General features: G+C 44.4%; 10 protein-coding genes. 5 read left to right on the top strand and 5 right to left on the bottom strand.

Going from position 1 to position 13,245, the window contains the following annotated elements; all coding sequences use genetic code 11:
• Positions 1-314: 314 nt before the first annotated feature.
• Together V7K61_RS33925 and V7K61_RS33920 are read right to left on the bottom strand one after the other, a co-directional pair.
• Positions 315-2,195 (bottom strand): N-acetylmuramoyl-L-alanine amidase, encoded by a 1,881-nt coding sequence (locus V7K61_RS33925; RefSeq protein ID WP_335060592.1) that lies wholly within the window; start codon positions 2,193-2,195, stop codon positions 315-317.
• 649 nt (positions 2,196-2,844) lie between these two features.
• Positions 2,845-4,323: a cation:proton antiporter gene (locus V7K61_RS33920; protein WP_335060590.1), complete on the bottom strand. Its 1,479-nt coding sequence runs from the start codon at positions 4,321-4,323 to the stop codon at positions 2,845-2,847.
• 325 nt (positions 4,324-4,648) lie between these two features.
• On the opposite strand from V7K61_RS33920, the gene V7K61_RS33915 reads away from it, so the two are divergent.
• Positions 4,649-5,392 carry an SIMPL domain-containing protein gene (locus V7K61_RS33915; protein ID WP_335060633.1) on the top strand — a complete coding sequence of 248 codons (744 nt, stop codon included), beginning with the start codon at positions 4,649-4,651 and terminating at the stop codon, positions 5,390-5,392.
• Positions 5,393-5,531: 139 nt separating this feature from the next.
• Here the strand turns inward: V7K61_RS33915 and V7K61_RS33910 are convergent, their stop codons facing one another.
• The gene (locus V7K61_RS33910; RefSeq protein ID WP_069071395.1) at positions 5,532-5,894 is read right to left on the bottom strand and encodes a single-stranded DNA-binding protein; all 363 of its coding nucleotides are present in this window, start codon (positions 5,892-5,894) and stop codon (positions 5,532-5,534) included.
• Positions 5,895-6,268: 374 nt separating this feature from the next.
• Here V7K61_RS33910 and V7K61_RS33905 point away from each other — a divergent pair, with 374 nt between their 5' ends.
• From V7K61_RS33905 to ribD, 4 genes are all read left to right on the top strand, one after another.
• On the top strand, positions 6,269-7,276 hold the full coding sequence (locus tag V7K61_RS33905; protein ID WP_094352488.1) for a rod shape-determining protein: 1,008 nt from the start codon (positions 6,269-6,271) through the stop codon (positions 7,274-7,276).
• A 100-nt stretch (positions 7,277-7,376) separates the two neighbouring features.
• Positions 7,377-8,171, top strand: a complete 795-nt coding sequence (mreC, locus tag V7K61_RS33900) for a rod shape-determining protein MreC (RefSeq protein WP_335060588.1) — start codon at positions 7,377-7,379, stop codon at positions 8,169-8,171.
• A gap of 25 nt (positions 8,172-8,196) precedes the next feature.
• Complete coding sequence (gene mreD / locus V7K61_RS33895) at positions 8,197-8,814, top strand: rod shape-determining protein MreD (RefSeq protein ID WP_335060586.1); 618 nt, start codon at positions 8,197-8,199, stop codon at positions 8,812-8,814.
• 351 nt (positions 8,815-9,165) lie between these two features.
• Entirely contained in the window at positions 9,166-10,407 is a 1,242-nt protein-coding gene (gene ribD, locus V7K61_RS33890; RefSeq protein ID WP_335060630.1) for a bifunctional diaminohydroxyphosphoribosylaminopyrimidine deaminase/5-amino-6-(5-phosphoribosylamino)uracil reductase RibD, read from the top strand.
• Between the two features lie 60 nt (positions 10,408-10,467).
• On the opposite strand, the gene V7K61_RS33885 is transcribed toward ribD, so the two are convergent.
• Positions 10,468-10,686 (bottom strand): hypothetical protein, encoded by a 219-nt coding sequence (locus tag V7K61_RS33885; RefSeq protein WP_094352484.1) that lies wholly within the window; start codon positions 10,684-10,686, stop codon positions 10,468-10,470.
• A gap of 367 nt (positions 10,687-11,053) precedes the next feature.
• Entirely contained in the window at positions 11,054-12,868 is a 1,815-nt protein-coding gene (locus tag V7K61_RS33880; protein ID WP_335060583.1) for a protein kinase domain-containing protein, read from the bottom strand.
• Positions 12,869-13,245 lie beyond the last annotated feature (377 nt).

Raw genomic sequence — 13,245 nt, 5'->3', positions numbered from 1 at the left:
TTTAGATTCCCGATTTTAGTTTTCTGCCAGACTAGGGTCTTGCTACACTAACACCTGTTGTAGGTGATACAAATCCAAAATCCAAAATCGTTCGACTGAGCGTAGCCGTATCCTCCGGGGAAGCAAGCTACGCCATTCCGCAGGACAGTCTAAAATCCAAAATTTGTTGACTTGCAAAGTATCAGATGACAATAACAAAGAAGCTACTCTTATTCCGCCGCAAGAATACTTAAATTGTTTTACTACTAAATTGGATAAAAATGGTAAAGATTAGATGTACTTACTCAACAATTTAGAAATTTAGACTAAATTACTTATCTTCTCTTTAGATACTGAAGAACGCCACGAGCGATCGCTTCTGCCATTTGATTTTGGTAAGCTGAAGTTCTGAGCCTAGCCATATCCTGTCGACCAGTCATATAACCCGTTTCCACGAGAATGGAGGGCATAGAACTTTTTCTGAGGACATAAAATCTGGCTCGCCGCACTCCCCTGTCTCGGATATTCAGGCTTTGAAGAATACTGTTATGGACAATGCGAGCTAGACCCAAACCACTGTCGTAATAATACGTTTCCAAGCCATTAACATCTGGACGACTCGCACCTGCTGAATTAGCGTGAATGCTAACAAACACATCAGCATTTGCTCGCTCTGCTAATTGTACGCGTCCTGGAAGGGTAACAAAATAGTCAGAATCCCGCGTCATAATAACCTGTACGCCATTTTGCTGCAAAATCTCAGCAAGTCTCTTACCAATAGGCAAGATAACATCTTTTTCGCGTGCCCCCCCAATGCCAAGCGCTCCTGAGTCTTTACCACCATGTCCAGGGTCAATAATAACTACAACTCGCCCATTGGTAACTCGGCGCTGTGGTTGTGTTATGGGCTGAGGATTTGGATTGTTTGGGTCTGGAAATGGCCCGCGGTTTGGCGGTGGTAGCCCAGGTAAAGCAAAGAGTGGTCTTCCGGGGAGGCTGACAACTCGCCGAGAACCTTGTATTGGTAGAGCCAAAAGCTGGTCGCCGATTTGCTGGGGTTGTCCAAGTTGCACTCCGCCTGCGGGTTGAACTAAAACAACCACTGTATTGGTGGATGCTTGAGGTTGCAGACGTACCCGAAGAATGGGGCTATTGGGAGCAAAAGTAGGCCCTGTAACTCTGGGAGCTAACTTGGCATTGGTAATTGTGACGCGGAAAATACCTAAGGATCTATCCCAGATTCCCGTAGCAGATAAAGGTTGGTTGCCTCTAATTAGCAGTTGTTTGCCATTATCGGCAAGTTGCACAGATTCAATTGTTGCTGGCGAGTTATTGGCAGATGGTCTATTGGGAAAGGAAACGGCTTCTGACTGATTGTCCGAATTATTACTTCCAGGCAATCTGACAACCCGACTAGGTAGAACTATCAAACCACCATCGTTACTATTACTTGCTCGCCAATCTGGGCTATTTTTATCTACCCGCAAAGTTAGGCGGACACCAGGAGGTTGGGTTTGCAATGAGGTGAATTCGACGCGGCTAATACCATGTTTGTTAACGGGAATATTACTCTGCTGCGTCAGACGTGGTGATAAAGATGCACCAGAGATATCTAGGAAGATGGTAGCGCGATCGCGGCTGCGAATTACCTGAATCGGAGGATTAGCACCACTGGTGCGAATGAACAACCCATCACCTGTCACTTGTAAGTTTTCAATTTGAGTTGCCCCTCGTGTAGTAGTGGCAACCCTTGAAATATTAGATTGACGTTCGGAGTCTGGGGTAACTACACTGTAAGCACTTCTAGGAGATGAAGCTACTCTTTCGACTTCTGGCTTCGGTAATTGCACTGTCCAGCGATCGCCAGTTGTACCAACAAATTGCACTCGTTTGGGGTCTAAACTGTAACCAGGAGCCAGTTCGACAACTATGCGTGTTGTATCTACATCAAACTGTCCAACACGGATTGAGCGAATTCCACCACCCACTTGTTGGGTTAACTGTGGACGACCAAATGTAGTTCCCGGCAAATCAATTACCAGCCGAGTTGGGTTGAAAATTAGTTGTGCTTGGGGTTGAACTGCTCCCACAGTATTAATTTCCAGCCTGTTTTGATTGGCATCAAAGCGCCAAGATTCAAGTCTCGCGGCCATTGCTGGCGACGATAGCATGAAGATAGTTCCAATAGTGCTGGGTAGTAACCAGTGTAATTTCACAGTCCTTTCTCCTAATTCACATTCATGGGAGCCGTCAATATCTCAACTCATTGGTAAATCATCATCACACCATCACCACCTAAACTTGACCTCTGAATCCCTTGTTTGATTTTTAAGCCGATATTTAGACACACTTAAATCATTTATCGGGTTTCAAATTAAGTTTAAATCCCCATGCGAAAACTTCCACCTTTACAGGTGGAGAACTTTGACTCCCAATAAAGCTAGAAAACTGATAATTGATAGCTGTTTACTGATAAGTGTTTGTTCTTTGTTGCCATCGATGCACTGAGTAAATAATTCCCATTACTGTCAAACGATCTAGCAAGATTTATGGGTGTTACTCCCCGATTGTCTGGAAAATATTCAGAGAAAAGCTCACAAACCGAGGGAGACTAGAAATTAAGTAACATTCTGAAGGCTGGTAGAAATTATAAACAAATGATTATTCTACAATCACACGGGACGGAGATTTGAGGATAGAAGTTTCCACTGCACAATTGGAGCAGGGGGGCAGAGGGGCAGAGGGGCAGAGGGGCAGAGGGGCAGAGGAGCAGAGGGGCAGGGGAGATTATATTGAACAAGTTTCTTCCTCTCTTCCCAATGCCCAATGCCCAATGCCCAATGCCCCATTCCCCATTTCCAATAATTAACGATCGCCAGAATCTGGAGTTACTCCCAAATTGCCGCTGTCATTTGATGCTGGCACCCTTGACTGAGGTGGTTCAATTACCAACGAAGTCCCAGAGGAACCGTCTAAAATTAGTTGCTCTGAGCTTCCATCCACGGTTTTGGGATCTGGAAACACAAATCGTAACAATGGAGGAGCTAAAAAGGTTGTCAAGATAACCATCATGATAATTGCTGCTCCTAATGGTTTTGAGAGAGCGCCACTGGCAGCGCCAACACCAGCAAATACTAACCCAACCTCGCCTCTAGGAATCATCCCCACACCGATCGCTAAACGGTTGATTTCTGGTTGACCAAACACGCTTAAGCCTGTGATAACTTTACCGAGAATGGCTACTATGATCAGGAAAGTTGCCATAATTAGACCTTCCCGATTGTCGGGAATTGCTGGGTTTAACACTCCCAAATCGGTTTTTGCGCCAACAGTCACAAAGAAAATTGGCACTAACATATCGGCAATGGGACAGACTTGCCTTTGCAGTTCTTTACGCTTATCTGTCTCTTCTAAGACTAAACCAGCTGCAAAAGCTCCCAGAATTGCTTCTAAGTGGATGACGGCAGCCAGGTATGCCATCGCAAAAGCGAAGATGAATGCTGGGATTACTAGTCCACCGCGTGTTTTGAGTTGATCGGCGATCGCTACAAAGGACTTATTGAAAACATTGCCTAGTAGGATTGCTCCCAAAATAAAACCTGTGGCGCTGATAATCAAATAAATGACTTTGCTGACATCCACCACGCCGTCTTTAGCTAAACTGGCAACTACCGCTAAAACGATGATTCCTAGTACGTCATCAATTACAGCAGCACCCAAAATAATCTGCCCTTCTTTAGAATTGAGTCGCCCCAGTTCTGACAGCACTTTGGAAGTAATACCAATACTAGTAGCAGTCAAAGCCGCCCCTGCAAAAATTGCGGGTACAGCACCAATACCAAACAAAGTCATCAGTCCCACAGTCCCAGCCGCAAAGGGTACTACTACCCCAACTATTGCGACAACAGTGGCTTGAATACCAACTGCCATTAAATCTTTTAAATTCGACTCCAAGCCAATTTCAAACAGCAAAATAATCACACCCAATTCTGCCAGAACAGAAATGACCTCGGACTGGGCTGCAAACACCGCTGGAGCGGCTTCAGGCGTTAAACCAGCAGTGGTTTGAAGGAAGGACACGATCAAAGAGTTAGAACTGTCTGTGCCGCCTTCTGGAAATACCAAAAGGTGGAAAACAGAGATGCCAACTACCACACCGCCAACGAGTTCGCCTAAGACAGGCGGCAAACCCACTTGGTTTGATAACTCTCCACCAACTTTGCTGGCGAGATAAATGACTACTAAGCTTAGTAGCACTGCTTCGACTACCATTGAACTGTCTGCGGCTTGTGTTGCGCTGGCCAGCAGAGGAAAAGAGAAGTTGATTGGATCTAACAAATGCATTAGGTTCTCTGAAAATCCTTCTCTTTGATTCTGACGCGTTTCTGAAAAACATCCTATGGTGAAGCAATCCGAATTCAAAATGAATACGGCGTAAACGTTTTATTTACGCTGTGCGGTACTAGTGTAATTTTTTTAGTTTCCAAAAATGTAACCATTTCAACTTTTAACGATCGCAGTGTCAAAGTAAGAACATACAAATCGTATCTAGCGATCGCACTTGAGTTGTGAAAAACTGATGGTGGCTGTTGTCTCTCAACGACCACCAGAAGATTGCTACATACCTTTATTCAAAACATCTGTGGATACTTTGAGGAGTGCAAATATGATGACTAGAGCCGCTTTACCCGGTTCTCAGTTTCCATCTGGAAACTTGTGGAAAATACTGCCTTTAGCAATGCTTGTATGTGCAACTTTTGTACTACCTGCATTCGCACAAGAAAAAGATAAATTGTGGCGAACCCTGAGTGTCAGTGGTCGCGGAGTGGAAACAATTCCGACAACTCTGGCACAAGTCAGTTTAGGAGTGGAGATTCAAGGGAAAACAGCCCAGGAGGTACAGCAAGAAGCCGCTCAGAGGTCATCTGCGGTGGTTGCGTTTCTCAAGAGCAAAAATGTTGAAAAATTACAAACTACCGGTGTCCGTCTCAATCCGGTTTACAGCTACACCAATAATGTACAGCGGATTACAGGCTATTCTGCCACTAACACCGTGAGTTTTAGTATTCCTGTTGAGCAAGCTGGAACATTATTGGATGATGCAGTCAAAGCCGGTGCAACACAAATTAACGGCATTACTTTTGTTGCGAAAGATGAAGCGATCGCAACTGCTCAAAAGCAAGCATTAAAAGAAGCTACTCAAGACGCACGGCAGCAAGCTGATGCCGTTTTCAGTGCCTTGGGTTTTAAATCCAAAGAAATAGTCAGCATTCAAGTTAATAATGCCAGTGCGCCTCCACCACCACCAATGTTTTTGCGGGCTGAGGCTGCGAAATCGGCTGATGCTTCCACCCCGATTGTTGGTGGTGAACAGCAAGTAGAAGCATCGGTGACGCTGCAAATTAGTTATTAGTCATTTGTCATTGGTCATTTGTCCTTTGTCATTAGTAAAGGCAAAGGACTAATAATCAATGCCCACTTGCCCTGAGCGGAGCCGTACCCCTCCGGGGAAGCAAGCTACGCGTAGCGTCTCGCAGAGAAGGGATGCCTAATTAAAAATGTTCTGAAGACATATCTCCTGTACCGCCTTCTCCATCTCGTTTAGAGCCTAATAAATCTAGTTGATCTACTCTAATAATTGGTGTAGAACGGTTTGCTCCTGTTTGGCGATCGCTCCATGTGTCAAACTTTAAGGAACCTTTGATGCCAATTAAGCTGCCCTTACGGACATAATTACCTGCTACCTCAGCCGTTTTATCCCATAACTCCAGCGTGAACCAGTCAGGTTCATCGCTGTTGCGCGATCGCCTTTTAACCGCGAGTGTCAATCTACACTTAACACTACCGGATTCAAAATATTTTATATCAGGGTCGCCACCTACACGACCAACAAGAGTGACAATATTAATACTCATGTGCGTTACCTTTCAGTACAAACGTACTTAGCAATTTCGACTTTCATCATAGCGAATTGTGAAAGACTTGAAAATAATGTGTTAAACAGTTAACAATATAATTGACTTGAAAATTTATACACACTATTTGGAGAAACACATAAAAATATACGGATATACTAATCTAACCAGAGAATATCAAAAAGTACGGAGCTTGAGACATATTAAATATTCCTGGGAATCATATAAAAATATAGTCTAGTTTACTCGAACTCAGGATACATTCGTAATCGAATCCGGCACAATTAACTATTACCGTTGTAGTCAAAAAGTATTGCACATAGGGGGCTTAGACACGCGTGGGTCTTTTTAGGAACTTCCGCACTTCATGGGATATGGGTATCGACCTCGGTACCGCAAACACCCTAGTTTATGTATCTGGTAAAGGTATTGTACTACAAGAACCTTCTGTAGTTGCTATCGATGTCAACGAAAAGGTTGCACTAGCAGTAGGAGAAGAAGCCAAAAAAATGCTCGGTCGGACACCGGGAAATGTGATTGCTCTCCGCCCTTTGCGGGATGGTGTAATCGCTGACTTTGAGATCGCCGAACTGATGCTGAAAAGCTTTATTCAGCGTGTAAATGAAGGTAGGTCTTTGATTTTACCCCGAATTGTCATTGGTATTCCCAGTGGCGTCACAGGAGTAGAAAGACGAGCGGTGATGGATGCAGCTCACCAAGCAGGAGCCAGAAAAGTCTATTTAATCGATGAGCCTGTAGCTGCGGCCATTGGTGCAGGACTACCTGTTGCCGAAGCTACAGGCAACATGATTATCGATATTGGTGGTGGCACAACAGAAGTTGCAGTGCTGAGTCTTCAAGGTACGGTGATTAGCGAATCAGTACGTATTGCTGGAGATGAACTGACTGATGCGATCGTTCAGTATATTAAGAAAGTTCATAACTTAGTCATTGGTGAACGTACTGCCGAGGAAATTAAGATTCGGCTTGGTTCTGCCTATCCGACTAATGATGATAATGACGCCATGATGGAAGTCCGAGGCTTACACCTGCTTTCTGGTCTACCGCGAACTGTAACCATCAAAGCCCCAGAAATCCGTGAAAGTATGTTGGAACCGCTATCAGTAATTATAGAAGCTGTGAAGCGGACACTAGAACGCACACCGCCAGAACTGGCAGCAGACATTATTGACAGAGGTATTATGTTAGCTGGTGGCGGTGCTTTGCTCAAAGGCATAGATACCCTAATTAGCCATGAAACAGGGATTATTACTCACATTGCTGCCGATCCTTTGTGCTGTGTTGTACTGGGAACAGGTCGTGTGTTAGAAAACTTTAAACAGTTGGAACGAGTTGTTACCGAAAGCTCTCGCAATATGTAGCAAAAAAATATCAGAATTGAGTTCTATTTGAGTTCTATTTGGGTTCTATATAAATAGAATCCAAGTAGAACTTAATTTATATAAGTACATACAGGTATATATGGTGACAATACGGCGTTGGTGGGATCGTAAAGGGTTGCAAATTGGGTTGTTAGCTTTAGTGCTTGGTAGTGCTTGGATATTGCGACAGACTCAAGGTGAACTAGTGCTTGAGACATACCAGGCAATTACCCGTCCATTAGAGATGTTGCAGTCAGGGCCAACTCCAGAAGAACGTCTCAAAGATGCCCGGATGATGGAATTGCAAACCCGTATAGTAGATTTGGAAAGTCAAAAGACAAAGCTACAAGATTTATTAGGCTATGTGGAAAAAGAGCCATTGGCATCACGACCAATTCCAGCACGGGTGGTAGGACGTAGTGCTGACCAATGGTGGCAGCAAGTTACGCTGAATCGCGGTGCGAATGCAGGGATTCAGGAAGGCTTCGTAGTCAAGGCAGAAGGCGGATTGGTGGGTCTGGTGGAGAGTGTAACTCCCAATACTAGCCGGGTGTTGTTAATCAGTGACCTCAAGAGTCAAGTGGGTGTATCGGTTAGCCGCACAGCAGCTAAAGGCGTTTTGCGAGGAGATTCTTCTGCTGAAGCTGTATTGGAGTTTTATGAAAAAGTTCCAAATGTGAAAGTAGGAGATCTAGTTTCCACATCTACTTACAGTCAGAAATTTCCCTCTGGTTTGGCAGTAGGACGAATTAAGTCGCTGGATTTAAAGAAACTTCCGGCATCAGTGGCGAAAATTGAGCTTTTTCCGCCAATCCGCTCTCTCGATTGGGTAGCTGTTTATCCCAAGCCAGAAAACCAAGAGTCGGCAAATCAAGTGCCGCAAAAGTCTAAGTAAATTCTTTGAAAAAATCCATAGAAAAATGAAGATTCCTGCATTTGGTGCTAGCAGGCAGAAAAAGCCAAAATCGTCAGAGCGAAAATCGAAATTCCGAATCCAGCCGCTTGCTCGTTGGCATCCCGGTATACGTCAGTTGTTGGGTTGGATCGTGACGGCTAGTTCTGTACTATTATGTTTACTATTATTACCAACCCGATTCCCAGGTATGGAATTGTTGGGAATTGGCCCTAACTGGCTATTAATTTGGGTGGTAGCTTGGAGTGTGAAGCGCACGGTGTTTGCCGGAGCATTGGCAGGTATAGTTCTGGGGCTACTTCAAGATTCGATGACATCACCTAGCCCGACTCATGCCATCAGTTTAGGTATAGTGGGGGCTTTAACTGGTCTACTTCAGAAACAGCGTTTTATCGAAGAAGATTTTATTTCGATTGCTGTAATTGTCTTTGTTTTGGCAGTTTTGGCAGAAACTATCTTTGGGTTGCAATTAACTTTGCTCGGCAATGAGCGCAAGGTGACAGATATTTGGACATATTATCAGCGCGTCGCCCTTGCCTCTGCCATTCTGAGTAGTTTGTGGGCACCTGTGGTCTATTATCCGTTGAATCTTTGGTGGCAACGGATGAAATTGTTGGAGCAATAGTAAAGTTAGAGACGCGATTAATCGCGTCTGTACAGGAGTTAGGAGTAGAGATGCGATTAATCGCGTCTGTACAAGAGTTAGGAGTTAGGAAGGGGATAGGTTACAGGTGACAGTAAAGAAAATTATCTTTTGTACCCTGTAACCTAAATCTTTATGGAATTTGGGCAACCTCTGGCAATATTGATTCAAGCTACAGTTAACTGTAAGTGTGAATATTACAGACTCATGTAAATTGAGACAGCCAATAATAGCGCCTAGATATTACTGTTTAATTATCAGGAGCAAAGCGCGATTCTCTTGTGGAGAGGCTGCGCGATCGCGTGCAGAATATTGACAGTGTTGCCTAAAATTATGGATAATTCCCCAGTGGTCGCTCAAGCAGATGCATCCTTACCAAATGACACTCAGGAAAATACACGAATAGTGGAGTCAGCAGCTGGCTCGAATTCACCACCGAAGCAAAAGGTAGGAACTGACTTTGACTCTCGCATGATGCTGCGGTGTTTGGAACTGGCTCGTCGCGCTTTAGGGCGGACTTCGCCCAATCCGTTAGTGGGAGCGGTGATTGTCAAGGATGGCGAGATTGTCGGCGAAGGATTTCATCCTCGCGCAGGTGAGCCTCATGCAGAAGTGTTTGCCTTGAGGGCAGCAGGCGTTGGCGCAGCCTCTCCTCAGGAGAATCGCGCGCGTGGTGCAACAATCTACGTCAGCCTCGAACCTTGCAATCACTATGGACGTACTCCCCCTTGTTCGGAAGGATTGATCGAAGCAGGGGTGGCAAAAGTAGTGGTGGGTATGGTTGATCCCAATCCGCTGGTAGCTGGAGGTGGCATTGCCCGTTTACGGGCGGCGGGAATCGAAGTATTGGTTGGAGTAGAAGAGGAAGCCTGCCGTCAGCTAAATGAAGCTTTTGTGCATCGGATTCTCTATAAGCGACCTATGGGAATTTTAAAATATGCCATGACTTTAGACGGCAAAATTGCTACTACCTCTGGTCATAGCGCTTGGGTGACAAGTCAAGAAGCCCGCAGTGAAGTACATCTAGTGCGGGCAGCTTGTGATGCCATAATTGTCGGCGGTAATACAGTCCGACAAGATAATCCTTATTTAACCAGCCATCAGGTAGGGGCACATAATCCCCTGCGGGTGGTGATGAGTCGCCATCTCAACTTACCGGCAAGTGCCCATCTATGGCAAACTGCGGATGCTCCAACTTTGGTGTTGACACAGAAGGGTGCTAACCCCGATTTTCAAGAACTGTTGCTCAAGCAGGGTGTGGAGGTAGTGGAATTAGCGTCACTGACACCAGATAAGGCAATGGCGTACTTATATGAACGAGGTTTTTGTAGCGTGCTGTGGGAGTGTGGTGGTACTTTAGCTGCTAGTGCGATCGCTCAAGGAGCAGTACAAAAAGTTTTAGCATTTATTGCCCCAAAAATCATTGGTGGTAGTATTGCTCCCACACCAGTGGGCGATTTAGGTTTTACTACCATGACTGAGGCGTTGTCTTTAGAACGTGTTCGCTGGCGTGTAGTCGGCTCTGACTGCTTAGTGGAAGGTTATTTGTCCCAAAAAGTTAATAGTCAACAGTAATAACGCTTGACGATCGATCTATTTATCTTGATTTTGCGTTGGCGTAGCCCAACCTAGGCATCATGAACACTGTCGTTCATGGGCAAGATCGCGTATAAGGGCTAGTCGAGATTGAATGTAGTGGCTAAGAAAATCAGTTTCGTTAGAATCTAACAACACTTGCGTTTCGGTTTGTTTCACTAACCACTGCACCAAGGTAGCATCATCCAGTTGTAAAAGTAGCTTGGCTTGAGCGGTTTCAACCACTGACCAAAGCTGACGCATGATTGTAGGAGTCATCAGACCTCAATTGAATAATTTAGCTTTGCTGTCTTCAGATTACACAATTCCAATCGAACTTTACGACATGAATGTAGAAGCTGAGACAAGTATTATTAAAAACTTAATAATGGTATTTATAACTTTATGAAGATTAAGAATTGAAAATAAAGAATGGGGAATGGGAAACACAGATTTTTATGGATTTAGTTGCAAAATCTAGCGAACAAATGCACTAATTCTAAAAATTGGGTTTTTGTGTTTGGGAAGACTGAAATTATCTTGATTGTAGCCGAATAAAATCAGTTTTTAAATCACTATGTTGAATCCTGAGTCTGTCTTGTAGGATACAAAAATCTAACTTTTGAGAATGGTGTTTGCCAGAAAGTTAACACTGTTTGGCTGTAGATGGATCTACAAAATCATGTAAATCTGCATCCCAAATGCTGATGTAAATAAAATCACATTGTTGGCGGATAATTTGACCTTTAACTGAGCCATTTTTAAAACTAAAATTATCCGATTGACGTTGTTGTACCTGTTTGAGTCCCTGCTTAATTTCTTCAGTGGCTTGCCCTGCTAACATTCCATTCAAGGTAGTCTCCATTACTTCTGGGTCTACCGATTGAGCAAAAGATACTTCAGTTTGACGCAGCGTTTTAGAATTACGATCGAATAAGTAGCCAAGGTCAATTTTGTTTGGCACAAGTTTATAAACGACAGCACGAGTCTTGCCCCATGCGCCTCTTAAATCTTGATTTGGTTTGCCGAGGGTAGCTTCTACGATGTTTCTTGTTGTACCTGTAGGGAATGCGGGAACGCTTTGTCTGCTGGCAGTGGCAGCTAATTTACTGCGCGGCTTGTTTTGTGGTGTAGAACGCGCTTCTGGTGTGGGAACTGCACTTGCCTCATTCTCTGGTTCTGGCTGTGGTGTGGATGTTACTACGGGCGCTGGAGTCTCTGAAGTTATAGGATCTTTTTCTGGCTGTGGTATAGGTACAACTGGGGGATTAGAGGTTGGTCGCTGTCGTGGTGATGAACTAGGGATAATTGGAACTGGAGAAGTTTGGGAGGAAACGGGCGGTTCGGTAGATTCAGAAGTGGGAAAAGATTCTGGTGATGGCGTGGGATTTGTACCAATGGTTGTTTCTGGTTGTTGCTGACGAATGATGCTAGGAATTGCTACTGCACCAATCAAGCCACCTATGAGCAAACTGCCAATAATCACAGCAGATTTTTGCCAGTTTCCAGGAGTGGAAGACCCTGGAATCGCAGAATTGTTTTGCGGAGAATATAATGGCTGAGTTTGTCGAGTCGATGCATTGGGAGAAAAACTAACTGTGGGAGTATTGGTAGTTAACTCAGTAGGTATATTACTAGCAGACTGCAAGGCATATAGCATTTTACTGGCAGTGCTGTAGCGATCGCCAGCATGAGGCTTAATTGCCTGATTGAGTACCGCCGCCAATTGAGAAGACACGTTAGGGGCGTGCTGCTGCCAAAGTATTTCCCCAGTTTTTAGATCGGTTACTAGTTCTTGCGGGTGTTTGCCAGTCAGCAGATAAATTGCCGTTAAACCTAAACTGTAAATATCAGTGGCGTAAACTGGGCGGCCAACGGCTTGTTCGCTAGGCATATATCCCGGCGTACCAATAACAAGCGATCGCGTGGGGTATCCTGGAGAATTCACCACTGAACGGATTGTTTCTTTGACTGCACCAAAATCAATCAAAACTGGCTCGTTATCAACAGAACGTAGAATAATGTTATCTGGCTTGATATCTCGGTGAATAATGCCTTTACTGTGAACATAATCTAAAACTGAAAGCAGACTCAAGAGAATTTGCCGAACAGCAGTTTCACTCTCAAATCCTTTGGCTTCGACAATTTTTGTCAGGGTTTGGCCGTGAATCCATTCTTGGACGAGATAAAATTGTCCATTCTCAGAAAAGTAGGCGTAGAGTTTGGGAATTTGGTGACTACTTTCACCCAAATACTCCAAGGTTGCCGCTTCCCGTTCAAACCTTTGTTGGATAAGTTGGTAGGTTTGCGGGTCATTATTGGTTATCGGTTTTAGTTGCTTGATTACACAGCGACGGCGAGAAGGCATGTGAACATCTTCTGCTAGAAAGGTTTCGCCAAACCCACCAGCGCCGATTACCTGGATAACTTGATAGCGATTGTTCAGCAGGGTTATTGTCATGAAAAATTATAAGCGTAGACACCCAGTGCAGAGCCGGAGACTTCTTGTCTTCTCCGAACTTGTCGTCAGACATTGCCCTTTCCAAATGTACATCACATAAGCGAAGCCAGGGCGAATATACTCTGGTGAAATTAAATATGCGTTATCCAGAACCCTTGTAGAGACGTAGCAGTACTACGTCTCTCCATTCTTTTTCAGCACATACAGCAGATTTCAAGTTAGTGAAGTACACAAACTAAGTCTCAAAGCCAGGTACAAAACCTGTTTTACTTCTGTTAGCGCAGCGGGCGTAGCCCATTCTGACTCCTGAATTCTGACTCCTGAATTCTGACTCCTGAATTCTGACTCCTGAATTTTGGAATGAATGAAATACTTTA

The organism is Nostoc sp., from assembly GCF_036918015.1.
Taxonomy (GTDB): domain Bacteria; phylum Cyanobacteriota; class Cyanobacteriia; order Cyanobacteriales; family Nostocaceae; genus Nostoc.
The sequence above is the reverse complement of the archived record's forward strand: the minus strand, read 5'-3'. Positions and strand labels throughout refer to the sequence as shown.